This is a genomic window from Rhodanobacter caeni (genome assembly GCF_039523575.1).
In the GTDB taxonomy this organism is placed as follows: Bacteria; Pseudomonadota; Gammaproteobacteria; order Xanthomonadales; family Rhodanobacteraceae; genus Rhodanobacter; species Rhodanobacter caeni.
Map to the genome: position 1 here is coordinate 680,172 of NZ_BAAAFO010000002.1, position 22,476 is coordinate 702,647.

Sequence of the window (22,476 nt, forward strand, 5' to 3'; positions counted from 1 at the left end):
CTGCGGACTGCCGTTTTTTTCCGTCCTCCCATGGAGAGTCCGCCCATGCGTCGCATTGCCTGTTGGCTTGTCGTGGCCCTGTTGTCTGGTCTGGTTGCCCCGGCGTGGGCAGCGGCGCCGCAGGTGGGGCAGGCCGCGCCGGCCTTCCGTCTGCAGGACCAGAACGGCCACTGGCTGCAGCCGTCCGATTTCCATGGCCAGTGGCTGGTGCTGTATTTCTACCCGAAGGATTTCACCCCCGGCTGCACCACCGAGGTGTGCACCTTCCGCGATGACATCGCCAAGCTGCGAAAGGCGGGCGCCAGCGTGGTGGGCGTCAGCCTCGACGACGTGAAATCGCATGCGGAGTTTGCCCGCAAATACCACGTGCCGTTCCCGCTGCTGTCCGACGCGGACACCACCGTTGCCGCGGCGTATGGCGTGCTGGCTTCCCGTGGCGACGCGCATTATGCGCGGCGCACCACTTTCCTGATTGACCCGCAGGGCAAGGTGGCCAAGGTCTACGAAGACGTCGACCCGGAGAAGAATTCCGCCCAGGTGCTGGCTGACCTCGCCGCGCTGAAGGCGGCCGGCTGATGCCGCTGCTGGTGCGCGCCGAAGACCGGGTGGCGCCCGGACGCGGATTGGCGGCATGGCGTGTGGTGACCTGGCTGTTGTTGCTGTTCGCCGCGATCGGCGGCGTGCAGTACATCCACCACGGCAACGCCGTCTGGCAGGAGTTGCAACGCTGGCCCGCGGACGACAGCAGCGGCCACGTCGCCGCGCTGCATCGCATGCTGGCATGGGATGCGGCCTACCTGGCCGCGGCGTTTGTCATCATCGTGGCGTGCGCGGGCGTGATCCTGCGCCAGGGGTGGTCGCGCTCCGTCCTGCGCGTGGTGTCCGTGCTGCTGGCGCTGTGGGCGCTGGTCAGCGGGCTGTGGCTGGCTTCGGCGATGCGGGCGCTGTTGCCGCCGGACGCCACATCGCTGTCGCAGATGGCGGCGCTGCTCCCGCACAGCTACCTGCTGGCGCTGGCGATGAAGGCCGTCGCCGCGGTGCTCCTGCTGTGGCTGGCGTGGCGGCTGGGGCGGGCGGATGTGCGCGCCCGGTTCATCCGCCGGCGCTGACGGCGCTTCCCGCCGCGTTCAGCCGCTGTTGGCGCGCCTGACACTATGGGTGACGGAGTTTTTCCACGAGGAAACCCGCCGATGCGCCTTCGCCTGCTTGTCCTGCCGTGCGCCCTGTTGGCCGCCACCTCGCTGTCGGCGCAGGAATGGGCGGCCACCTGCCACGCCAGCAGCAGTTACGACGTGACCCTGAAACCCGCCAGCATCCTGTTCGACCGGCCCTCGCCGGCCCCGTTCCATGTCGAGATGCAGCAGGGTGCCCTGCGCACCGACGGCAACGCCGTGCACCTGAACGCGGAGCAGCAGGATCGCCTGACCGTGTTCGAGCGCGAGCTGCGCGCGCTGGCGCCGCGCGTGCGCACGGTGGCGCAGCACGGGCTGGATCTGGCCGTGCAGGCGCTGCAGGACGAAACCCGCACGATGAGCCTGGGCGCCGACACCCGCGCCGAACTCGATCGCCGGCTGGCTGCCCACGCCGCCACGTTCCGCCAACGCATCGCCGCCAGCAACAGCACGCACGACTGGCAGGCCGACGTCGTCGACCAGTACGCCAACCAGATCGCGGCCGATGTGCTGCCGCTGCTGGCCAACGACCTGGGCCAGCAGGCGCTCGACGCGGCGATGCGCGGCGACCTGCAAACCGCCAGCCGGCTGCGCGACCAGGCCACCGGCCTGGCCAGCGGCCTGCGGCCACGGCTGGAGCAGCGGATGCAGGCACTGCAGCCGCAGATCGCCGCGCTCTGTCCCGCGATCACGCGCCTGGCCGATCTGCAGCAAGGCCTGCACGGCAGCAAAGGCCACCCGCTGAACCTGCTGTACGTCGGGCAATGACCGTGGCACCGCCGTTCAGGGCTCCCTAAGCGGTGGGCGACGAGGATGACGCGTCATCCTCGCTTCACCGTCCGCTGGAGGCGATTGTGGCGTTGTTCGCTCCCCGTTCGATCTATGAGCCCCTGATCCGGCACAGCATCGACCTGTGCCGGCTGTATCGCCGTGCCGCCACGGCCGCGCGCGAGCCGGGGCTGCGCATCGTGCTGAACGAGAATGCCCAGACCCTGATGCAGGTGGTGTCCGACCTGCAGGCGCAGCAGCGACGCACGGGCGAGCCGGTCAGCCAGCGCGGCACCTGGCGCGGCACGGTGCGGGCGCGCTGGGCAGCGGGCCTGCCGCACAGCGCCTCGCGCACCGACAGCGACTGGATTCGCGACCTGGGCCGGCACGAAAGGCGCCTGCTGCACCTGTTCGAACGCGCCACCATCGCCACCGCACCGGCCGACGTGGCGCTGGTACTGCGCCGGCAACTGCCGCGCCTGCATGGTATCCACCTGGACATGCACGGCCTGGGCGGCGCCGCGCGCTACTGAGGGACGAGCTTATGTCGCCGACCGCCGAAGCCGTGCTTGCCTTCTGGTTCGCCGAGGAGAGCGCCGCGCACTGGTTTGCCGCCGATGCCGCTTTCGACGCGCAGATTCGCACCCGTTTCGGCGACGTCGCCGCGGCCGCGGCCGACGGCAAGCTCGATGGCTGGACGCGCACGCCGCTGGGCTGGCTGGCCTTGCTGATCCTGCTCGATCAGTTCAGCCGCAACCTGTACCGCCACGATGCGCGGGCCTGGGCGCAGGACCCGAAGGCGCTGGCGCTGGCACTGGCCGGTATCGAGCGTGGCGATGACCAGGCGCTGCCGCCGCTGCAGCGCGTGTTTGCCTATCTCCCGCTGGAACACACCGAGGATCTCGCCGTGCAGCAGCGTTCGGTGGCCCTGTTCGAGGCGCTCTGCGCCGAGGCCGGCCCCGATCAGCGCGCCTCGTTCGGGGGCTTTCTCGATTACGCGCGGCGCCATCGCGACGTCATCGCGCGCTTCGGCCGTTTCCCCCACCGCAACGCGGTGCTGGGCCGGGCGTCCACCGCGCAGGAGGCGATCTACCTGGCGCAGCCGGGGGCGGGCTTCTGATCCGCCGCTGACGCGGCAAAACCCTTCGCGTGCACGCTGCCGGTTCCGATACCGGGCACCAGCGCGGCGGCCCAGGCTGGTCGGCGGCAACGTCGCCATCCATCGGGAACCACCATGCGCCAACCAACGACCTTGCTCGCGCTGGCCCTCGCCTGCGCGCTGGGCATGTCCTGCAGCACCGCTTCGGCGTCGAACACCTTGCGCGTGGGCAGCCACGTGCTCACCACCGGCGACAGCGAGATGCGCGTGGTCGAGCTGCTGGGCCAGCCGTCGCGTCGGGTCCGCCGCCACGCCAGCACGCCACGGCGCGGCCGTGGCGTACGGGTCATCACCGATGCCGGCCGCGGCGAGCAGTGGCAATACCGCCGCGGCAGCCACCTGACCACGGTGACCATCATCGACGGCGTGGTGCACGACATCGACGACCGGCGTCACTGAGAAAAGCGCCATCCACCCGCTCCCGGCGCGCCGATCCGGCGAATGGACGTCCATGCGGCGCCGCCGGCGCGGCGGGTCGAGGGCCGTCCATCCGGCGCTGCCGCCGTGGCCGCGCGCGGGCCCGACGCGCGTTTCCCATGGTCCGCATACGCCGCCGCATAGTGGGCGAAAGACCCCACTGTTCGCTATCATTGGCGCTTATTTCGGCCGCCAACCCCGGGCGGCGCACTATCGCCATTGCCATCTCCAGGAGCCATTCATGGCCGATCTCAAAGAAGCTCGTGTTCCCGACATCGGCCACGCTGACGTACCGGTCATCGAAGTGATGGTCAAGGCCGGCGACCGCGTCGAGAAGGAACAGAGCCTCATCACGCTGGAATCGGACAAGGCCACGATGGAAGTGCCCGCGCCGTTCGCCGGCACGGTGAAGGAAGTGAAGCTGAAGGTGGGCGACGAAGTCTCCGAAGGCGCGGTGATCGCCATCTTCGAGGCCGACGACGCCGGCGCCGCACCCGCTGCCCCGGAAGCCCCCAAGGCCGCCGCCAGCGCGCCGGCGCCCGCGCCGAAGGCCGAGGCACCGCAGGCGCCTGCCGCTGCCACGCCTGCCGCCGGCGGCGTGCGCCCCGCGCTGGTGCCGGACATCGGCCACTCCGGCGTGCCGGTGATCGAGGTGCTGGTAAAGGCCGGCGACACCGTCACCAAGGACCAGAGCCTGATCACGCTGGAGTCGGACAAGGCCACCATGGAAGTGCCGTCGCCGTTCGCCGGCGTGGTGAAGGAAATGAAGGTGAAGGTGGGCGACGAGCTCTCCGAGGGCGACGTGATCGCCATGATCGAAGGTGCCGATGACGCGCCTGCCGCTGCGCCCGCCGCTCCGGCACCGGCACCGGCACCGGCACCGGCACCGGCACCCGCGGCGGCGGCGGCGCCCGCGCCCGCGCCGCAAGTCGACCGCAGCCAATTGCCCGTGGCGCGTCCGCCGGTGGATGCCGGCCTGGTGATGCCCGGCGACGCGCCCTACGCCAGCCCGGCGGTGCGCGCGTTTGCGCGTGAGCTTGGCGTGGACATCACGCAGGTCAAGGGCAGTGGCCGCGGCGGCCGCATCCAGCGGGACGACGTCAGCGCCTACGTGAAGCATGCGCTGGCCTCCGGCGCGCGCCCGGTGGCCGGCGGCGCGGCGGGCGCGGGCAACGGGCTCAGCCTGCTGCCGTGGCCGAAGGTGGATTTCGCCAAGTTCGGCGAGATCGAGGAAAAGCCGCTGTCGCGCATCCAGAAGATTTCCGGCGCCAACCTGGCCCGCAACTGGGCCATGATCCCGCACGTCACCCAGCACGAAGACGCCGACATCACCGAGCTGGAAGCCTTCCGCAAGCAGCTGGGCGCGGAGAACAAGGACACCAGGATCAGCCCGCTGGTGTTCCAGATCAAGGCGGTGGTGGCGGCGCTGAAAGCGTTCCCGCAGTTCAACGCCTCGCTGGACGAGAGCGGCGAGAAGCTGATCCTCAAGAAATATTTCCACATCGGCATCGCGGTGGATACGCCCGACGGGCTGGTGGTGCCGGTGATCCGCGACTGCGACAAGAAGGGTCTGCTCGACCTGGCCCGCGAGATGGGCGAGATCTCGAAGAAGGCGCGCGAGAAGAAGCTGGGCCCGGCCGACATGTCCGGCGGCTGCTTCTCGATCAGCTCGCTGGGCGGCATCGGCGGCACCTATTTCACGCCGATCGTCAACGCGCCCGAAGTGGCCATCCTGGGCGTGTCCAAGGCGGCGACCAAGCCGGTGTGGAATGGCAAGGAGTTCGCGCCGCGGCTGATGCTGCCGCTGTCGCTGTCGTACGACCACCGCGTGATCGACGGCGCGCTGGCCGCCCGCTTCGCCGTGTTCGTGGCCAACCAGCTGGCCGATATCCGCCGCCTGCTGCTGTGACGGAGGCCGCATGCTGGCGGCGGCACTGACACGCGCGGAGCCCGCAGCTGCGTCCACCGCCGGCTGGTTGAACCGCAGCCTTTTCCGCGGTGGCGGGGTCGACCTCACCATCGGCTCGCTGATCGCGGCGGTGCTGCTGTTCGGCCTGTGCGTGGTGTTGTCGATGCTGGTGCGGCAGTTGCTGCGCCGTTATGCGCGCCGCTACGAGCACGTCAACCTGTCGTCCATCTACGTGTTCGGCCGCTTGATGCACTACCTGCTGTTGCTGATCGGCGTGCTGCTGGCGCTGAACGCCAGCGGCATTCCGATCGCCCGCTTCACCGTGTTCGCCGGCGCGCTGGGCGTGGGCCTGGGCTTCGGTCTGCAGGCCATCTTCAACAACTTCGTCTGCGGCGTGGTGCTGCTGTTCGACCGCAGCCTCAAGGTGGGCGATTTCGTCGACCTGGCATCCGGCGTGCACGGCCGCGTGCGTGACATCCACATCCGCGCCACCCGCATCACCACCAACGACGACATCGACATCCTGGTGCCGAACTCCGAGTTCGTGAACGGTCGCGTGGTCAACTGGACCGTGCGCGAGGGCTTCCGGCGCCTGAAGGTGCCGTTCCACGTGGCCTACGCCAGTGACAAGGAAACCGTGCGCAAGGCCGCGCTGCAGGCCGCGTACGACGTGAAGTTCACGCTGGACGCCGAGGGCGACAAGGCGCCGCAGGTGCGACTGGCGGCCTTCGGCGACTGGGCGCTGCAGTTCGAGCTGGTGGTGTGGCTGAACGCCGAGGCCACGCGCCGCCCCGGCGCCGCGCTGGCCGCCTACAACTGGGCGCTGCACGATGCGTTGCTGGCGCACGGCATAACGATTCCCCTGCCGCAGCGCGACGTGCAGTTGCGCCGGCCCCGACACGCTATCCCTGTCTCCTGAATCCCGTGGCCGGCGCCACTTTCCGCCAGCCCGCAACTCCCGAGGAAAAACCATGGCCAACACCATCGAAATCAAGATTCCGGACATCGGCGGCCACGACAACGTGCCGGTGATCGAAGTGCTGGTGAAGGCCGGCGACACGGTGGCGAAGGACCAGAGCCTGATCACGCTGGAGTCGGACAAGGCGACCATGGAGGTTCCTTCCTCCGCCGCGGGTGTGGTGAAGGAGGTGAAGTTGAAGGTGGGCGATGAGGTTTCGGAAGGGGCGGTAATCCTCACTCTCGACGCTGCCGACGCTGCGCTCCCCTCTCCCAGTGGGAGAGGGGCTGGGGGTGAGGGTACGGGCGAAGCGAAATCTCCCGCTCCGGCCGCCACCCCTCCCCAGCCCTCCCCTGCAAGCAGGGGAGGGAGCGCAGCCACGCCGCAGCCTGCTGGCGCCAGTGGCCGTACGCCCGATATCGAATGCAAGCTCGTCGTGCTCGGCTCCGGCCCCGGCGGCTACACCGCCGCCTTCCGCGCCGCCGACCTGGGCGTCGACACGGTGCTGGTGGAGCGCTACGCCAGCCTGGGCGGCGTCTGCCTCAACGTGGGCTGCATCCCATCGAAGGCGCTGCTGCACGCGGCGGCGGTGATCGACGAGGCCGAGGCGATGGCCGCCCATGGCGTGAGTTTCGGCGCGCCGAAAATCGATCTCGACAAGCTGCGCGGCTTCAAGGAAAAGGTGGTCGGCCAGCTCACCGGCGGTCTGGCCGGCATGGCCAAGGCGCGCAAGGTGCGCACGGTCGAGGGCAACGGCATGTTCGTGTCGCCCAACGAAATGGAAGTGCAGACCAGTGACGGCGTGAAGCTGATCCGTTTCGAGAACGCGATCATCGCCGCCGGCTCGCAGTCGGTGAAACTGGGCATGTTCCCGTGGGATGACGAGCGCATCCTCGACTCGACCCGCGCCCTTGAAATGAAGGACGTGCCGAAGAAGTTGCTGGTGGTCGGCGGCGGCATCATCGGGCTGGAAATGGCCACGGTGTATTCGGCGCTGGGCAGCGAAGTGACCGTGGTCGAGTTCATGGATCAGATCATCCCCGGCGCGGACGCCGACCTGATCAAGCCGCTGGCCAAGCGCCTCGGCAGCCGGCTCAAGGGCATCCACCTGAAGACCAAGGTGGTCAGCGCCAAGGCCACCAAGAAAGGCATCGAGGTCGGCTACGAGGGCGACAGCATCCCCGAGACCACGCTGTTCGATCGCGTGCTGGTGTCGGTGGGCCGCTCGCCCAACGGCAACAAGATCGGCGCGGACAAGGCCGGCGTGGCGGTGACCGAGCGCGGCTTCATCAACGTCGACACCCAGATGCGCACCAACGTGCCGCACATCTACGCCATCGGCGACCTGGTCGGCCAGCCGATGCTGGCGCACAAGGCCACCCACGAGGCGCACGTGGCGGCCGAGGCGGTGGCCGGGCTGAAAAGCCATTTCGATGCGCGGGTGATCCCGTCGGTGGCATACACCAACCCGGAAATCGCCTGGGTCGGCGTGACTGAGCGCGAGGCGAAGGAAAAGGGCCTGAAGGTGGGGGTGGGCAAGTTCCCGTGGGCGGCCAGCGGCCGCGCCATCGGCATCGACCGCACCGAGGGCTTCACCAAGCTGATCTTCGACGAGCAGACCCATCGCATCGTCGGCGGCGGCATCGTGGGCGTGAACGCGGGCGAGCTGATCTCGGAACTGGCGCTGGCGATCGAGATGGGCAGCGAGGCGGCCGACATCGCCCTCACCATCCATCCGCATCCCACCCTGGGCGAGTCGGTGGGCATGGCGGCCGAGGTCTACGAAGGCACGATCACCGATCTGTACATCCCGAAGAAGAAGTGAGCGGCGACCCGCAGGGCCTGCTTCCGGCGGGCTTCCTGCGGGCAGCGTCAACCGGTGCTGAACGGCCGGCGCCGGCTTGACCGGGGCGTCACGGGCGGCGCGATATCCAGGGGCATCGCCACTCTGGAGCCCCGCCATGAAAGCCTCCCTCGCCCTGATCGCCTCCCTCGCGCTGGCCGTGCCGGCGCTGACCGCCACGCCGGCCGCCGCGCAGACCAGCCGGCATCGCACCGTCTGCGAAAACGTGCAGGTCAAGCACAACGGCTCGAAGGACGACAAGCGGTTGATCGGCACCAGCGTGGGCGCGGTGGCCGGCGGCCTGCTGGGTCACCAGGTGGGCGGCGGCAAGGGCAAGACGCTGGCCACCGTGGGTGGTGCCGTGGCCGGTGGCTACGTGGGCAACCGCGTGCAGAAGAACGCGCAGGACAAGAAGACCTACTACACCACCGAGCGTCGTTGCCATGAGGTGGAGGATTGACGGCACCTGCGGAATCGTCTGGACGTCTGGACGTCCATAAACCGCGACGCCCCACGTCGCCCGTGGCTCGTCAGCGTGGTGCGTTGTCCTCGAACAGGTCGCCCTGGCCGGCATCGTCCCCGGCCTCGATGAAGCCCGACAGGCCCACGCCCACCAGCCGGTAACGATGGGCCGCTGACGGATCGACCCGATCGCGCAGCGCACAGGCGATGTCCGCCAGCGCCTGCGCCGACGACGGTCGCGTGGCTGGTGTGAGGCTGCGGGTGAGGGTGCGGAAATCGGACGTCTTCAGCTTCAGCACCACGGTGCGCGCCACCCGCGCGCGATCGCCGCTGCCATGCTGGCGCAGGTGCCCGGCCCAGGCCTTCTCGGCCAGGCGGCGAATGTGCGGTTCGATCTCGTCCAGCGGCAGGTCGTGCTCGAACGTGTCCTCGGCGGAAATCTGCAGGGTGGGGCGTTCGGGCTCGACCGCGTGGTGGTCGATGCCGCGCGCCAGTTCGTGCAGGCGGCGGCCCCAGCGCCCGAAGCGCTGCTCCAGCTCGGCCAGCGCGTGGGCGCGCAACCCGCCTACCGTGGTGATGCCCAGCGCCGCCAGTTTCGCCTCCATCACCTTGCCCACGCCGGGCAGGCGCGCCACCGGCAGCGGCGTGAGAAACGCTTCCACCTGGTGCGGGCGGATGACGCACAGGCCGTCGGGCTTGTTCCAGTCCGAGGCGATCTTGGCCAGGAACTTGTTCGGCGCCACGCCGGCGGACGCGGTCAATGCGGTCTCCGCGCGGATCGCGGCGCGGATCGCCTCGGCGGTGGCGGTGGCGGTGGGCAGGTCGGTTTTCGGGCGGGTAACGTCCAGGTACGCCTCGTCCAGCGACAGCGGTTCGATCAGGTCGGTGTGGCGGGCGAAGATCTCGCGGATCTGCCGCGACACCGCCTTGTAGCGCACGAAATCCGGCGGCACGAAGATCAGCTGCGGACACAGCCGCTCGGCCCGCATCGCCGGCATCGCCGAACGCACGCCGAACACGCGCGCCTCGTAGCTGGCCGCGCACACCACCGAGCGCGCGCCGCGCCAGGCCACCGCCACCGGCTTGCCGCGCAATGACGGATCGTCGCGCTGCTCCACCGACGCGTAGAACGCGTCCATGTCGATGTGCAGGATTTTTCGAGGGGGGACGGACACGCGGGCAACCGGCATACCAATGCCCGGATTCTAGAACCCGCCACTGCCGCCATGTGTCAGCAGAGATGCAGGTGGCCGATTCCGCGGTACGAATGGGGCTGGTCGAAACCACCCGCGCAATGGCAAGGTGGCGGCCATGACGACCCAACCTGCCGCCTATGCCCGCCGCCTGAACAGTTGGGACGCGGCGATGATCGTGATCGGCGGCGTCATCGGCGCCGGCATCTTCCTCACCCCGTCCACGGTGGCGCGCAACACCGGCTCGGGCACCGAGGTGCTGATCCTGTGGGCGGTCGGCGGCTTGCTGACCCTGGCCGGCGTGCTGTGCTACGCCGAGCTGGGCGCGCGGCGGCCGCAGGCAGGCGGCATCTATGTCTATCTGCGCGAGGCGTTCGGGTTGCTGCCGGCGTTCCTGTTCGGCTGGACGATGGCGCTGATCAACTACCCCGGCAGCGTGGCGGCCGTGGCCACCATGTTCGCCCGCTACCTGTGCGCGGCGATCGGCCTGCCACTGCTCTATGCCTCGCCGGTGGCGGTGGGCGCGATCGTGTTCATCGTGGGCGTCAACCTGTTCGGCATCCGCGCCGGTGCGCTGATCCAGAACACGTTCACGGTGCTGAAGCTGGCTGCGTTGGCCCTGCTGGTGGTGGCCGGGTTGATCCTGGCCGACGGCCATTTCGGCTTGGCGCTTTCGGCCGACAGCGCGCATCCGGTGTCGTCATGGGCTTTCGCGGGCGCGTTGCTGCCGGTGCTGTTCAGCTACGGCGGCTTCCATTACCTGAACGATCTCGCGGGCGAGGTGCGTGAGCCGCAACGCACCCTGCCGCGCGCGCTGGGCCTGGGCATGGGCGGCGTGGTGATCTGCTATGTGCTGGCCAACCTGGCCTATCTGGGTGGGTTGGGCCATGCGGGGCTGGCCGCCAGCGAGGCGCCGGCGGCGGACCTGATGGCGAAGCTGTTCGGTCCGCACGGCGCCACCGTGATCGCGGCGGGCATTGCCTGTTCCACCTTCGGTTATTGCAGCATCGCGATTGCCGGCGGTGCCCGTGTGCTGCAGACGATGGGCGCCGACGGCATGTTTTTCCGCGCGGCCGGGCGCATCGATGCGCGCACGCGGGCGCCGCAGATCGCGCTGCTGGCGCTGGGCGCGTGGGCGATCGTGCTGACGCTGTCGGGCAGCTTCAACCAGTTGCTCAACTACACCACGGTGGGCGAGTGGCTGGGCCACGTGGCCGGTATCGCCACGCTGTTCTGGTACCGCAAGCATTTCATCGACGACCCGGCGCCGTACCGCGTGCCGTTCTATCCGCTGCTGCCGCTGGTGTTCGTGATCACCGTGTTCGGCGTGATCGTGGCCTCGGCGATCAACCGCCCTGGCGACGCGGGCATGAGCCTGCTGATCATCGCGCTGGGCGTGCCGGTGTATTACGGCTGGCGCTGGCTGGAGGGTCGCAAGGCAGGCTGAATCCGCGATGGCTGCGCATCACCTTCGCGCGCGATACTTGAGGTTTCGATCGGGACGGAAACATGAAGCGCATCGTCCTCGCCGGTTGCCTGGGCCTGCTCTGTGGCTGTCACGCAGACGCGTCGATGACGTCGGTGGACCTGGCCGCGCCAGTAGCGCCGGTCACGCTGCAGCAGGTGCATCGTGACGGCGCACCTCAGGTTATCGATGGTCTTGCCCTGCAGCGTTATACCTTCGAGGCGGCCGCTTCGCCGGCGTTGACGGTGACGCCGCCGAACGCGCTGACGGGTGACACGCTGCAGGTGCAGGTGCAGAACGCGATGCCGTGGGCGGTCACGCTGACCATCGACGTGGGCGGCGCGAACCCCGACCAGCATCTGCACGCGCAGGTAGGCTTGCCCGCCGGTCCGCCGCAGACCCTGGTGATTCCGCTGCGCGCCACCAGCCCGCGCCAGATGGGCATGCAGGTGGCGCCGCCGATGCCGTTCGACGACCACGGCCGGCCCGTCCTGCTCGCCACCACGGTGGAAGGGCGACTCGACCCGCGCACGGTGCGCACGCTGCGTTTCGGGGTGCCGGCACCGCAGGCGCCGCAGACGCTGCTGTTTGGACGCGTCGAGGCGGTTGCCGGGCAGGCGCTCCAGCGCGCCGCCTACACCGGCATCGTCGATCGCTACGGCCAGGCCACGCGCGGCCAGTGGCCGCAGAAGATCGACTCCGACGCCGCCTTGCGTGCCGCGCATGCCAGCGAACGCTCCGCGCTCGAGAAGGCGAAAACGCCACCGGAAGATCAGGACGAATACGGCGGACGTCTGGACGTCCAAAACCTCACCGCGACCGGTTGGTTTCATACGCAGAAAGCGAACGGGCGCTGGCATATGGTGACGCCTGCTGGTCACGCGTTTTTTTCGCTGGGGGTGAACGCGGTAGCCGCCGATGGCGGGCGCAGCTATGTCGAAGGCCGCGAGTTCATGTTCACCGGTTTGCCGCCGCAGGATGGCGAGTGGGCCGCGTTCTATGGCACGGACGACAATCGCAGCACCGAGCGGGGCGCCAGCCGCGGCATGGCTTTCAACCACGGCCGCTGGTTCGACTTCTACGCCGCCAACCTGTATCGCGTTGATGGCGACGGCTGGCTGGGCGCCTGGCGCACGCACACGCTGGACCGGTTGCTGGCCTGGGGTTTCAACACCCTGGGCAACTGGAGCGACCCGGCATTGGCACGGGCGCATCGCCTGCCGTACACGCGCTCGATCAATATCGCCGGCACTTACGCCAACGTCGCCAGCGGGCTGGACTATTGGGGCCGCATGCCCGATCCGTTCGATCCGCGCTTCGTGCAGGCGACCGACGCGGCCGTGGCCAAGGCCAGCGCCGACGTGCGCGACGATCCGTGGCTGCTGGGCTATTTCGCCGACAACGAGCTGGCCTGGGCCGGCGCTGGCCCGGAAGGCCGATGGGGGTTGGCGCGCGGCACGCTGGCGGGCGACACGGCTAGCCCGGCGAAGCAGGCGTTCATCGCCGACCTGCGCAAGAAGTACGTGGCGCCCGAAACGCTGGGCGCGGCGTGGGGCATCGCGCTGACCTCATGGAGCGCGCTGAACGCCACCGGCTTCGCCGCGCCATCGCCCGACGCCGCGCACCCCGCCATCGCCGACGACTACCGCGCCTGGTTGCGGCGCTACGCGGACGCCTATTTCCGCACCGTGGCGGAGGCCATCCACCGGCACGATCCACACCACCTGTTCCTGGGCGGCCGCTTCGCGGTGAACACGCCCGAGGCGGTGGCCGCGTGCGCGCGGTATTGCGACGTGGTCAGCTTCAACGTCTACGCCGACCTGCCGCAGCACGGCTTCGATACCGCCGCGATGCGCGCGCTGGACAAGCCGGTGCTGATCAGCGAATTCCATTTCGGTTCGGATGACCGCGGGCCCTTCGGCAAGGGCGTGGTCTCGGTGGCGAACGAGGCGCAACGCGGCCCGGCCTACGCACGCTTCCTGGCCGCGGCGGCCGATGACCCGCAGATCGTGGGCGTGCACTGGTTCCAGTATCTGGATCAGCCGGTGACCGGGCGTCTGCTCGATGGCGAGAACAGCCATGTGGGGCTGGTGGGGATCACCGATATTCCGTTTGGCGGGTTCGTCGACGCGGTGCGTGAGGCGAATCGGCAGCAGCGATGAGCTCCGAGTCGGTTCCTCCCCTGCATCGCAGGGGAGGTCAGGAGGGGTGCTTTTGGTGGCTGGGCGAAGAGCGCCCCCTCCCCAGCCCTCCCCTGTGAACAGGGGAGGGAGCAAAACTAAGCCAGGCTGGTCGCCACGCCGAAGCTGATCGCCATGATCGCCGCCACCGCCATGCAGGCGCTGCCGGGGCGGATGCGGCGGGCGTCGATGCGCGGCACCAGCCGCCACAGCAGCACGGTGCCGAGCAGCATGTCCAGCACCAGCGCCCCGCGCAGCAGCCCGGAGGTGAGCAGGGCGCCGTAGGGCGGGTGCAGGTGTCCCTCGTAGGCGGCCACGCCCACCACCAGCAGCATGCCGAGCAGGGTCCAGACCAGGCAGGCCAGGTAGATGCGGTTGAACACCACCGCGCAGCGTTCGGTCCAGCGCAGCACCGACCAGCCGATCAGCGCGAACACCAGCGCGGCCATGCTGCTGTAGAGCACCCACCACAGCAGGCTGCTGAGCACGGTAAGAAAAGTCGTCATGTGGTCTGCCTGAACCCCAGTTTGCGCAGCAGCTTGGCCATCAGCCAGGCGGGGCCGATCAGCAGGTAGGAAAGGTCGGTGAGAAAGCTGGGGCGGCGCCCCTCGTACTGGTGGCCGATGAACTGGCCGACCCAAGCCACCACGAACACGGCGATCGCCACGTAGCACAACGTCATCGCGCCGAGCCGGTAATACAACACGTTGGTGAACCCCCCCAGCAGTGCGAACGCCAGCAGCAAACCCAGCGCCAGCCGGTGCGAGCGCTTCCAGTACCAGTAGAACGCCAGCACCATCACCAGCACCGACCACGCGCCCGGCCGCGCGAACGAGGCGGGCACCGGGATCGTCCACAGCAGCGCGATCACCGACCACACGATCGGCGGCACGCACAGCCAGTGGAACACCTGGTTGGTGGGGTTCTGGTGATCGCGACTGTAGCTGTCGAGCCAATCCTGCATCGTGCGCATGGGAGTCCCCGTGCCTGACGGATCAATCGAGCCGGATGCCGGCCAGCTTGTGCAGCGCCTCGCCGTACTTGGCGGCGGTGCGGGCGATCACCTCGTCGGGGATCACCGGGCCAGGCGCGGTCTTGTTCCAGTCCTGCGTTTCCAGCCAGTCGCGCACGAACTGCTTGTCGTAGCTGGGCGGGCTGATGCCCACGCGGTATTCGTCGGCGGGCCAGAAGCGCGAGGAATCGGGCGTCAGCATCTCGTCCATCACGTACAGCTTGCCGCTGGCGTCAGTGCCGAACTCCAGCTTGGTGTCGGCGATGATGATGCCGCGCTCGGCCGCGTACGCCGCCGCCCAGCGATAGATCGCCAAGGTTGCGTCGCGCACCTGGCCGGCCAGCTCGGCGCCCACCGCGCCGACCATCACGTCGTAGCTCACGTTCTGGTCATGGTCGCCCACGGCGGCCTTGGTCGAGGGGGTGAAGATCGGTTCCGGCAGCTGCTGGGCCTGCTGCAGTCCGGCCGGCAAGGTGATGCCGCACAGCGCGCCGGTGGCGCGGTAATCCTTCCAGCCCGAGCCGATCAGGTAACCGCGCGCGATGCATTCCACCGGCACCGGCTTCAGCCGCCGCGTCACCACCGCGCGCTTCTCGTACAGCGCCAGGTCGGTGCCGGGCGGCAGCACCTCGGCCAGCGGCACGTCGAGCAGGTGGTTGGGCACCAGGTGCGCGGTCTTGCCGAACCAGAAGTTGGAGATCTGGGTCAGCATCTCGCCCTTGCCCGGGATCGGGTTGGGCAGCACCACGTCGAAGGCCGACAAGCGGTCGGTGGCCACCATCAGCAAGCGGTCGCCCGGCAGCGCGTAGACGTCGCGCACCTTGCCGCGGTGAATCAGTTCCAGGCCGGGCAGGTTCGATTGCAGCAAGGTGGTGGGCACGACGGTGGTTCCGCTGGGGAGAGACGCCCATTCTAGCGGCTGCGGCCGGAGGGCCGGAAATGCCGCGGCCGCACCGGCCCGCGGCCCGCGCGGGCGCACTGCTAGAATTGTCGACCTTTAGCCCCATGTGTTGCCGATGCGAATTCCACTGCTCGCGGGACTGTGCCTCGTCGCCGCTTCCACGCTTTGCGCCCAGCCCGTGCCGCGCCCCGCGCGGCTGGGTTTGTGCGCGGCCTGCCACGGTGCCACCGGCGAGGCGACCATGCCCGGCGCACCGAACCTGGCCGGCCAGCGGCTGGACTACCTGCGGGACGCGCTGGCGCAGTATCGCGACGGCCGCCGCGACGTGCCGGTGATGCGCACCGCCATCGGCGCGATCAGCGCCGCCGACCTGGACGCCCTGGCGCGCTGGTACAGCGCCCAGCCCGCCGCCGAGCAGGCGCAGCCATGAGCTACTCGTACACCTTGTGGTTCACGTTCTTCGGCCTGCTGATCGGCCACGGTGCCGGTGCGATCACCGGCGCCATCATCGGCTTCATCTTCGACAACCTGCGCTATAGCCAGCGCAAGCGCGCCACGCCGGAGGCGGGCGGCTTCGTGGGGCCGCTGTTCACCCTGCTGGGCGCGGTGGCGAAATCCGACGGGCGCGTGTCGGAGGCGGAAATCGCCATCGCCGAGCGCCTGATGAGCCGCATGGGCCTTAATGCCGAGCAGCGCAAGCAGGCGGCCACCAGCTTCAACGTGGGCAAGCAGCCGGAGTTCGACGTCACCCGCACCATCAACGAGTTGCGCCAGTGGGTGGGCGTGCGCCGCGATCACGCGTTTCCGGTGCTGGATGTGGTGATCGAAACCGTGCTGGCGGAAGGCAACCCGCCGCCGGAGAAGATGGCCATCCTGCGCCAGCTGGCGTTTGCGCTGCGCGTCAGCGAGATGGAGCTGATGGCGCTGATGGCGATGAAGGGTTATGCGTGGAACGCCGGCCCCGGCCGCCGCGGCCATGGCCCGGGTGCGGGTTCGGGTGGCTACGTGCCGCCGCAGCGTTCCAGCCAGGGCCCTGACCCGTATGCCGTGCTGGGCGTCGACCGCAGCGCCGATGATCGCGCCATCAAGCGCGCCTACCGCAAGCTGATTTCCGAACACCACCCCGACCGTCTGGGCGACCTGCCCGACGACATGCGCAAGCGCGCCGAGTCACGCGCCAGCGAGATCAACGCGGCGTACGACCGGATCAAGGAAATGCGCGGGTTCAAGTGACGGGAATGGGGAATAGGGAATAGGGAATCGGAAAAGCACCTGCTTGCGAGTGGCCCAAGGCATCCGTTTCAGAGCATCATGGTTAAGGAAAGCCTGAAAAGGCCTTTGCTCGTCATTCCAGCGAAAGCTGGAATCCAGTGTCTTCAATAAGTTACCGAGGCACTGGATCCCAGCTTTCGCTGGGATGACGACTTGTTCAGACCATCCTTAACGTATTCCCTACGGACCTCGTGAACTCTCCATTCCCGGCTTCCCAATGACCAAACAATCCCCCGTCATCGCCCCCTCCATTCTCGCCGCCGATTTCGCGCGGCTGGGCGAGGACACCGCCGCCGCGCTGGCCGCCGGTGCCGATTGGGTGCATTTCGACGTGATGGACAACCACTACGTGCCCAACCTCACGATGGGCCCGATGGTGCTGGGCGCGCTGCGCAAGTACGGCATCACCGCGCCGATCGACGTGCACCTGATGGTCAAGCCGGTGGATCGCATCGTGCCGGACTTCGCCAAGGCCGGTGCCAGCCTGATCAGCTTCCACCCCGAAGCCAGCGAGCACATCGATCGCACGCTGGGGCTGATCAAGGACTCGGGCTGCAAGGCCGGGCTGGTGTTCAACCCGGCCACGCCGCTGGACCATCTCGACTACGTGATGGACAAGCTGGACATGATCCTCATCATGTCGGTGAACCCGGGCTTCGGCGGGCAGCAGTTCATCCCCACCGCGCTGGAGAAGCTGCGCCAGGCACGAGCGCGCATCGACGCCAGCGGCCACGCGATCCGGCTGGAGATCGACGGCGGCGTCACCGCGCAGAACATCGGGGCGATCGCCGCCGCCGGTGCCGATACCTTCGTGGCCGGCTCGGCGATCTTCCATGCCGGCGATTACCGCGCCGAGATTGCCGCGATGCGCGACGCCATCGCCCAGGCACGTTGAGCCGGGCATAAAAATCCCGGCCAGCAGGGACTGGCCGGGATAAAAACGTCATCGTCGACGTTGGAGTCACCACTCGATTGACCCGCCGACCGGTGCCGCCGCTGCAGAGAGGGATCAGCGGCGGCCCCGGCATCCACGGCAATGGCATGACGAAGCCAATCCCCTGTTCTGACCCAGGCCAGCCGGGTTGGTTCCCCGGCCAACGCGGCGGATTTGTTCAGGTTTCCGCTGCCACCACGCTCGCCGCCGTCAGTACGCTCCCAGCAGAAAACCCAGCAGCAGCGCGCCAAGGGCCAGCGAGACGCGCAGCGGCTCGAAGCCACGCAGCTCGGCGTTGGGGTCCACGTTCGATCGATCGGAAGCAGGCATGGCGTTCACGGGGTTGGGGCACAAGAGACATTTGAACGGCTCGCGCGGGGGGATTACTGTCCGACGGCGGACCATTCGGCGGCAGGAATCTGGCGATATCCGGGCAACGGCGACGCCGGAGCCCCATCTACCGAAGGAGGTGGCGGTCATGGATTTCAAATATTTCGGTGCAGCAGTGCTTGCTGGTGCCCTGGGTCTGGCCTCGGCGGCCCGTGCCGCCAGCGTCGACCAGCAGAAATCGCCCGCGACGACCGCTGGCACGAGTTCGGCGAGCCTGTTTGAAGCCGACCGGACGGTCGATGACCTGGGCAAGGCCTACTGCCCACAAGGCTTGGAGCATTTCCTGCCCGGCAGCTACTACTACTGCGTCGGCGTTCGCGACCTGGCCAGGGGAAATTATTCCCGCAGCCGCAGGATGCTGCGCATTGCGGCCGGCTGGGGCAACAAGTCCGCGCAGTTCCTGCTGGGCATCGGCTATTTCAAGGGCGATACCGGCCAGCTCGACCGTCCGCTGGGGCTGGCCTGGATGGGCCTGGCGGCGGAACGCAAGGACCCGAACTACAGCGCGATCTTCAGCTCGGCGTGGCAGCAGGCCTCGCCGCGGGAGCGGGCGCGGGCGCAGGTCCTGTGGCAAGCGATGCTGCCCAAATACGAGGACGCGCGTGCGGCGCGTCGTGCGGAAATGCGTTTCGAGCATGAGCGCGATGCCCTGGTGGCGCGGTCCAGCGCGGGTCAGCAGATCTGCATTGCCGGCTTGAACGTGTCCCGCATCAGTACGGTCGTGCCCGAGTACCAGCGCAACAACAACATGTCCGCCTGCGGCGGCGCCGACCTGCCGGTGGAGCTGGCGGCGAAGAAGCTGGACGTCTACGCGGAGCAGTTGTTCGATGGTTGGGCCGGGCACGTCAGCGTGGGTGCGCTGAAAGCGGTCGAGGCACCGTCGAAGTAGGGCGAGGCAATACGGCGCACGCGCCGTGGCGAAACGCGGGCGTTGCGCCGCCGTGTCTTGCACGGCGGCAGTCCGCATAGCACGCTGCACGCTCCACACGGGAGCCAGCCATGGGTCGCAGCATTGCCATCGTCGAGGACGAGCCGTCCATCCGCGCCAACTACGTCGAGGCCTTGAACCGTTTCGGCTACGACGCCCGCGGCTATGCCTCGCGCCAGGAGGCGTCCAGCGCGTTCGCGATGCGGCTGCCGGAGCTGGTGATCATCGACATCGGCCTGGGCGACGAGCCCGAGGGCGGCTTCGACCTGTGCCGCGAGTTGCGGGCGAAATCGGCCACCTTGCCGCTGATCTTTCTCACCGCGCGCGATTCGGATTTCGACGTGATCTCCGGCCTGCGCCTGGGCGCCGACGACTACCTCAGCAAGGACACCAGCCTGCACCAGCTGGCCGCGCGCATCGCGGCGCTGTTTCGCCGCATCGAGTCGCTGAAGGCGCCGGCGTCCAGCGAGACGGTGATCGAGCATGGCCCGCTGAAGCTGGAATCCGAGCGCATGCGCATCACCTGGAACGATGCCGAGGTGCCGCTTACCGTGACCGAGTTCTGGATGGTGCACACGCTGATCCGCTTCCCCGGCCACGTGAAAAACCGTGACCAGCTGATGCGCGAGGCGGAGCTGGTGGTGGACGACGCCACCATCACCTCGCACATCAAGCGCATCCGCAAGAAATTCATCGCGGTGGCGCCGGAGTTCGACGCGATCGAAACCGTGCACGGCGTGGGCTATCGGTGGAAACCGTGATGCCGCGCATGCGTGTGATGCTGGCGCTGCTGTTGTTCGCCGGCACGGTGGCCGCGGCACCGCCGGCGGATGACGTGCTGGCCCGCGGCGCGCGCGATGGCGCGGTGCCGGCGTGGACGATCGCCGTGGCCACGCCGCCGGGCTGGACCCGCGACTGCTGCACGTACGCCCGCGCGATCGGCGTGGACGCCGTGCTCTACCGGGGCGAATGGACCGGCAAGCCGCAACGCGTGATGGTGCTGAACGTATGGCCGCGGAAACTGCCCACGATGGCGGCCGAGTTGCAGGCCGACCACAAGCGCTACCTGCAGCTCGATCCCGCAGGCAAGGTGTCGGGCTTCGCCGTGCGGCATCGGAGCATGATCTGCGAGGCCACGGTCTACCAGGGCAGCGACCACATCGACGATGTGCTGGTGTTCTGCGATCCGGGCAAGGACAGCGGCATCCGCCTCAGCTGGTCGATGACGGTGGACGCCAACGACCCGCAGCGGCGCGCGTTGCTGGATGACTTCATGCGCGTGGTGGTGGCCACGCGCTATGCGCCGGCGCGCCCGGCGGGCGCACGTGGCGGCTGAATGCTCGCGCCGCTGACCTTGCCGGCCCGCCCGTGACGCTGCGTCGCAAACTGCTGCTGGTGGCACTGTGCACGCTGGCCTTGCCGGTGGCCGGCTGGCAGTACGCGCGACAGATGGAATCGCTGCTGCGCGAAGGCCAGGCGCAGGCCCTGCTGGCATCGGCGCGGGCGGTGGCGCGCAGCCTGGCGGTCACCGGCGCGGTGCAGGCGCAGGGCGACGCGGGCTGGTACGTGCAGACGGCGGTCAACCCGATCACCGTGGACGGCTACGCCGACGACTGGGCGCCGCTGACGCCATGGCGCCAGCCGCTGCATCCGCACCGCAGCTCCGATGGCACGCTGCTGCTGGCGCGCGATGGCGATGGCCTGTACCTGTACGCGCAGGTCAGCGACACCCAGCGCACCCGCGCCGACGCCGGCGACGCGAACGCGCTGGCCGCCGACCACCTGATCCTGGCGCTGGCCAACAATGCCGGGCAGCAACGTTATTTGCTGGCCAGCGCCGCGCCGGGCGCCGTGACGGCGCCCCCGCTCGATCCGCCGGTGCCCGGCCTGCCCGACCAGCTTGCGGCGCAATGGGAGGAGGACGGCAGCGGCTTCCGGGTGGAGCTGCGCCTGCCGGCCACGCTGCCCTTGCGCGGGCTGGGCGTGGGCGCCTACGTCGCCGCCGCCGGTGGCGACCGCACGGCAGCCCCGCTACGACCCTTGCTCGGCTATTCGGCGGCGCTGTCCGCCGAGCTGGCGCGGCTGGCGCCCGACCGCGTGCAGGCCCGCGTGCTGGCACCGGGCGGCTGGCTGCTGGCGCGCAGCGGCGATCTGAACACCCGCCCCGGCGTGGATGCCCAGCCCGGCTGGTTCGCCGCGCTGGTCTACCGCTCGCTGCTGGCGGCGCGACTGGAGGATGCGGCGTTGTGGTCGCAGGAGGTGCCGCGGCTGGTGACCGGCGAGGTGGCGACGGCCGCGTCGGGCCAGCCCGCCAGCGTGTGGCGCGCCGGCGAGCAGCGTGGCAGCGTGGTGCTGTCGGCGGCCGTGCCGATCGTCCGCGATGGCCGGATCGACGGCGTGCTGTTGCTGGAGCAGGCCAGCCGCGCGGTGCCGCTGCTGGCCAACCGCGCCCTGCTGGGCCTGCTGCTGACCAGCGTCGGCGTGCTGCTGGTGGCCGGTGCGATCCTGCTGGCCTTCGCCACCCGCCTCGGCGTGCGCCTGGCGCGGCTGCGCAACGCGGCCGAGCGGGCGCAATTGAACGATGGCCGTCTGGATGGCCAGACCCGGCGCATCACCTTTCCGATGAGCGACGCGCGCGACGAGATTGGCGACCTGGCGCGCAGCTTCGAGAAGCTGTTCGACGTGGTCGGTGGCTACACCGATTACCTGCGCACGCTGGCGTCGAAGCTGTCGCATGAGTTGAACACGCCGCTGGCCATCGTGAAGTCCTCGCTGGACAACCTCGAACATGCCCAGCTCCCCGCCGAGGCGCAGCCGTACCTGGCGCGCGCCCGCGACGGCGCGGCACGTCTGGGTACGCTGGTGCGGGCGATGGGCGAGGCCAGCCGCATGGAGCGCGCGATCGCCGCCGCCGAGGCCGAGGACGTGGACCTGCGCGACGTGGTGCGCGGCTGCGCCGAGGCGTACCGCGCGCTGGCCGGCACGCGCCGCCTCGAATGCGTGCTGCCGGCGTCGCCGCTGCCCATGCATTGCGCGCCCGAGCTGATCGCCCAGGCGCTGGACAAGCTGTTCGACAACGCCTTGTCGTTCACCCCGGCCGAGGGTTGGCTGCGCCTCAGCCTGCGTCCGCTCGACGAAGGCGCCGAGATCGAACTGGCCAACCAGGGCGCGCCGTTGCCGGCGGCGATGCAGGGCCGTCTGTTCGACTCGCTGGTGAGCCTGCGCGACAAGGCCGTGCCCGGCGACGCACCGCACCTGGGCCTGGGCCTGTATGTGGTGCGGCTGGTGGCCGAGCGCCACGGCGGCAGCGCCAGCGCGCGCAACCTCGACGACGGCAGCGGCGTGGCCTTCAGCCTGCGACTGCGGCACATGCCGCGCCAGCGGCTGGCTTGACTGCTCCTCCCCCTGCCTGCAGGGGGAGGTTGGGAGGGGGTTGCTCGGGCCGGCGAGAAGATCAAGAGCGAACCCCTCCCCAGCCCTCCCCTGCGAGCAGGGGAGGGAGCGAACGGTGCG

General features: G+C 69.2%; 23 protein-coding genes. 19 read left to right on the plus strand and 4 right to left on the minus strand.

What is annotated here, in order from left to right:
• Positions 1 to 45: 45 nt before the first annotated feature.
• From ABD017_RS07485 to ABD017_RS07530, 10 genes are all read left to right on the plus strand, one after another.
• The gene (locus ABD017_RS07485; protein ID WP_343881717.1) at positions 46 to 576 is read left to right on the plus strand and encodes a peroxiredoxin; all 531 of its coding nucleotides are present in this window, start codon (positions 46 to 48) and stop codon (positions 574 to 576) included.
• Entirely contained in the window at positions 576 to 1,109 is a 534-nt protein-coding gene (locus tag ABD017_RS07490; RefSeq protein ID WP_343881719.1) for an LTA synthase family protein, read from the plus strand. Before ABD017_RS07485 ends, ABD017_RS07490 begins: the two co-directional genes overlap by 1 nt.
• A gap of 81 nt (positions 1,110 to 1,190) precedes the next feature.
• Positions 1,191 to 1,940: a DUF2884 family protein gene (locus ABD017_RS07495; protein ID WP_343881721.1), complete on the plus strand. Its 750-nt coding sequence runs from the start codon at positions 1,191 to 1,193 to the stop codon at positions 1,938 to 1,940.
• A gap of 86 nt (positions 1,941 to 2,026) precedes the next feature.
• The gene (locus ABD017_RS07500; protein ID WP_343881723.1) at positions 2,027 to 2,473 is read left to right on the plus strand and encodes a DUF2383 domain-containing protein; all 447 of its coding nucleotides are present in this window, start codon (positions 2,027 to 2,029) and stop codon (positions 2,471 to 2,473) included.
• Between the two features lie 11 nt (positions 2,474 to 2,484).
• Positions 2,485 to 3,060 (plus strand): DUF924 family protein, encoded by a 576-nt coding sequence (locus tag ABD017_RS07505; protein WP_343881725.1) that lies wholly within the window; start codon positions 2,485 to 2,487, stop codon positions 3,058 to 3,060.
• Between the two features lie 114 nt (positions 3,061 to 3,174).
• Positions 3,175 to 3,498 carry a DUF2845 domain-containing protein gene (locus ABD017_RS07510; RefSeq protein ID WP_343881727.1) on the plus strand — a complete coding sequence of 108 codons (324 nt, stop codon included), beginning with the start codon at positions 3,175 to 3,177 and terminating at the stop codon, positions 3,496 to 3,498.
• Between the two features lie 259 nt (positions 3,499 to 3,757).
• On the plus strand, positions 3,758 to 5,425 hold the full coding sequence (aceF, locus tag ABD017_RS07515) for a dihydrolipoyllysine-residue acetyltransferase (protein ID WP_343881729.1): 1,668 nt from the start codon (positions 3,758 to 3,760) through the stop codon (positions 5,423 to 5,425).
• A 10-nt stretch (positions 5,426 to 5,435) separates the two neighbouring features.
• Positions 5,436 to 6,344, plus strand: coding sequence for a mechanosensitive ion channel family protein (locus tag ABD017_RS07520; protein ID WP_343881731.1), 909 nt, complete (start codon positions 5,436 to 5,438; stop codon positions 6,342 to 6,344).
• Between the two features lie 52 nt (positions 6,345 to 6,396).
• The gene (gene lpdA, locus ABD017_RS07525) at positions 6,397 to 8,208 is read left to right on the plus strand and encodes a dihydrolipoyl dehydrogenase (protein ID WP_343881733.1); all 1,812 of its coding nucleotides are present in this window, start codon (positions 6,397 to 6,399) and stop codon (positions 8,206 to 8,208) included.
• 136 nt (positions 8,209 to 8,344) lie between these two features.
• Positions 8,345 to 8,686: a glycine zipper 2TM domain-containing protein gene (locus ABD017_RS07530; protein WP_343881735.1), complete on the plus strand. Its 342-nt coding sequence runs from the start codon at positions 8,345 to 8,347 to the stop codon at positions 8,684 to 8,686.
• 70 nt (positions 8,687 to 8,756) lie between these two features.
• Here the strand turns inward: ABD017_RS07530 and dinB are convergent, their stop codons facing one another.
• Entirely contained in the window at positions 8,757 to 9,878 is a 1,122-nt protein-coding gene (gene dinB, locus ABD017_RS07535; RefSeq protein WP_425543681.1) for a DNA polymerase IV, read from the minus strand.
• 121 nt (positions 9,879 to 9,999) lie between these two features.
• Between dinB and ABD017_RS07540 the strand changes: the two genes are divergently transcribed.
• Together ABD017_RS07540 and ABD017_RS07545 are read left to right on the plus strand one after the other, a co-directional pair.
• On the plus strand, positions 10,000 to 11,328 hold the full coding sequence (locus tag ABD017_RS07540) for an APC family permease (RefSeq protein WP_343881739.1): 1,329 nt from the start codon (positions 10,000 to 10,002) through the stop codon (positions 11,326 to 11,328).
• Positions 11,329 to 11,390: 62 nt separating this feature from the next.
• On the plus strand, positions 11,391 to 13,508 hold the full coding sequence (locus ABD017_RS07545) for a beta-agarase (protein WP_343881741.1): 2,118 nt from the start codon (positions 11,391 to 11,393) through the stop codon (positions 13,506 to 13,508).
• A gap of 116 nt (positions 13,509 to 13,624) precedes the next feature.
• Here ABD017_RS07545 and ABD017_RS07550 read toward each other — a convergent pair whose 3' ends face one another.
• The 3 genes from ABD017_RS07550 to ABD017_RS07560 are packed head-to-tail and all read right to left on the minus strand — an operon-like array spanning position 13,625 to position 15,418.
• Positions 13,625 to 14,032, minus strand: coding sequence for a hypothetical protein (locus ABD017_RS07550; protein ID WP_343881743.1), 408 nt, complete (start codon positions 14,030 to 14,032; stop codon positions 13,625 to 13,627).
• Entirely contained in the window at positions 14,029 to 14,499 is a 471-nt protein-coding gene (locus ABD017_RS07555; protein ID WP_343881745.1) for an Mpo1 family 2-hydroxy fatty acid dioxygenase, read from the minus strand. Before ABD017_RS07555 ends, ABD017_RS07550 begins: the two co-directional genes overlap by 4 nt.
• Before the next feature lie 22 nt (positions 14,500 to 14,521).
• Positions 14,522 to 15,418 carry a phosphoribosylaminoimidazolesuccinocarboxamide synthase gene (locus tag ABD017_RS07560; protein ID WP_343881747.1) on the minus strand — a complete coding sequence of 299 codons (897 nt, stop codon included), beginning with the start codon at positions 15,416 to 15,418 and terminating at the stop codon, positions 14,522 to 14,524.
• A 136-nt stretch (positions 15,419 to 15,554) separates the two neighbouring features.
• On the opposite strand from ABD017_RS07560, the gene ABD017_RS07565 reads away from it, so the two are divergent.
• The 7 genes from ABD017_RS07565 (at position 15,555) to ABD017_RS07595 (ending at position 22,356) form a co-directional block, all read left to right on the plus strand.
• A complete protein-coding gene (locus ABD017_RS07565) occupies positions 15,555 to 15,869 on the plus strand; it encodes a c-type cytochrome (protein ID WP_343881749.1) in 315 nt (104 codons plus the stop codon).
• Positions 15,866 to 16,672, plus strand: coding sequence for a co-chaperone DjlA (djlA, locus tag ABD017_RS07570; protein WP_343881751.1), 807 nt, complete (start codon positions 15,866 to 15,868; stop codon positions 16,670 to 16,672). Before ABD017_RS07565 ends, djlA begins: the two co-directional genes overlap by 4 nt.
• 256 nt (positions 16,673 to 16,928) lie before the next feature.
• Entirely contained in the window at positions 16,929 to 17,606 is a 678-nt protein-coding gene (rpe, locus tag ABD017_RS07575) for a ribulose-phosphate 3-epimerase (RefSeq protein ID WP_343881753.1), read from the plus strand.
• 517 nt (positions 17,607 to 18,123) lie between these two features.
• Positions 18,124 to 18,924, plus strand: coding sequence for an SEL1-like repeat protein (locus ABD017_RS07580; protein WP_343881755.1), 801 nt, complete (start codon positions 18,124 to 18,126; stop codon positions 18,922 to 18,924).
• A 110-nt stretch (positions 18,925 to 19,034) separates the two neighbouring features.
• Positions 19,035 to 19,724 (plus strand): proteobacterial dedicated sortase system response regulator, encoded by a 690-nt coding sequence (pdsR, locus tag ABD017_RS07585; RefSeq protein ID WP_343881757.1) that lies wholly within the window; start codon positions 19,035 to 19,037, stop codon positions 19,722 to 19,724.
• Complete coding sequence (locus ABD017_RS07590; protein WP_343881759.1) at positions 19,724 to 20,299, plus strand: hypothetical protein; 576 nt, start codon at positions 19,724 to 19,726, stop codon at positions 20,297 to 20,299. Before pdsR ends, ABD017_RS07590 begins: the two co-directional genes overlap by 1 nt.
• A 32-nt stretch (positions 20,300 to 20,331) precedes the next feature.
• A complete protein-coding gene (locus ABD017_RS07595) occupies positions 20,332 to 22,356 on the plus strand; it encodes an ATP-binding protein (RefSeq protein ID WP_343881761.1) in 2,025 nt (674 codons plus the stop codon).
• The last annotated feature ends 120 nt before the right edge of the window (positions 22,357 to 22,476 follow it).

What these genes read in the sequence shown, in the direction of transcription:
- ABD017_RS07485 (WP_343881717.1), top strand. Translation starts at nt 46, where the DNA reads ATGCGTCGCATTGCCTGTTGGCTTGTCGTGGCCCTGTTGTCTGGTCTG.
- ABD017_RS07490 (WP_343881719.1), top strand. Translation starts at nt 576, where the DNA reads ATGCCGCTGCTGGTGCGCGCCGAAGACCGGGTGGCGCCCGGACGCGGA.
- ABD017_RS07495 (WP_343881721.1), top strand. Translation starts at nt 1,191, where the DNA reads ATGCGCCTTCGCCTGCTTGTCCTGCCGTGCGCCCTGTTGGCCGCCACC.
- ABD017_RS07505 (WP_343881725.1), top strand. Translation starts at nt 2,485, where the DNA reads ATGTCGCCGACCGCCGAAGCCGTGCTTGCCTTCTGGTTCGCCGAGGAG.
- ABD017_RS07510 (WP_343881727.1), top strand. Translation starts at nt 3,175, where the DNA reads ATGCGCCAACCAACGACCTTGCTCGCGCTGGCCCTCGCCTGCGCGCTG.
- aceF (WP_343881729.1), top strand. Translation starts at nt 3,758, where the DNA reads ATGGCCGATCTCAAAGAAGCTCGTGTTCCCGACATCGGCCACGCTGAC.
- ABD017_RS07520 (WP_343881731.1), top strand. Translation starts at nt 5,436, where the DNA reads ATGCTGGCGGCGGCACTGACACGCGCGGAGCCCGCAGCTGCGTCCACC.
- lpdA (WP_343881733.1), top strand. Translation starts at nt 6,397, where the DNA reads ATGGCCAACACCATCGAAATCAAGATTCCGGACATCGGCGGCCACGAC.
- ABD017_RS07530 (WP_343881735.1), top strand. Translation starts at nt 8,345, where the DNA reads ATGAAAGCCTCCCTCGCCCTGATCGCCTCCCTCGCGCTGGCCGTGCCG.
- dinB (WP_425543681.1), bottom strand. Translation starts at nt 9,878, where the DNA reads ATGCCGGTTGCCCGCGTGTCCGTCCCCCCTCGAAAAATCCTGCACATC.
- ABD017_RS07540 (WP_343881739.1), top strand. Translation starts at nt 10,000, where the DNA reads ATGACGACCCAACCTGCCGCCTATGCCCGCCGCCTGAACAGTTGGGAC.
- ABD017_RS07545 (WP_343881741.1), top strand. Translation starts at nt 11,391, where the DNA reads ATGAAGCGCATCGTCCTCGCCGGTTGCCTGGGCCTGCTCTGTGGCTGT.
- ABD017_RS07550 (WP_343881743.1), bottom strand. Translation starts at nt 14,032, where the DNA reads ATGACGACTTTTCTTACCGTGCTCAGCAGCCTGCTGTGGTGGGTGCTC.
- ABD017_RS07555 (WP_343881745.1), bottom strand. Translation starts at nt 14,499, where the DNA reads ATGCGCACGATGCAGGATTGGCTCGACAGCTACAGTCGCGATCACCAG.
- ABD017_RS07565 (WP_343881749.1), top strand. Translation starts at nt 15,555, where the DNA reads ATGCGAATTCCACTGCTCGCGGGACTGTGCCTCGTCGCCGCTTCCACG.
- djlA (WP_343881751.1), top strand. Translation starts at nt 15,866, where the DNA reads ATGAGCTACTCGTACACCTTGTGGTTCACGTTCTTCGGCCTGCTGATC.
- rpe (WP_343881753.1), top strand. Translation starts at nt 16,929, where the DNA reads ATGACCAAACAATCCCCCGTCATCGCCCCCTCCATTCTCGCCGCCGAT.
- ABD017_RS07580 (WP_343881755.1), top strand. Translation starts at nt 18,124, where the DNA reads ATGGATTTCAAATATTTCGGTGCAGCAGTGCTTGCTGGTGCCCTGGGT.
- pdsR (WP_343881757.1), top strand. Translation starts at nt 19,035, where the DNA reads ATGGGTCGCAGCATTGCCATCGTCGAGGACGAGCCGTCCATCCGCGCC.
- ABD017_RS07590 (WP_343881759.1), top strand. Translation starts at nt 19,724, where the DNA reads ATGCCGCGCATGCGTGTGATGCTGGCGCTGCTGTTGTTCGCCGGCACG.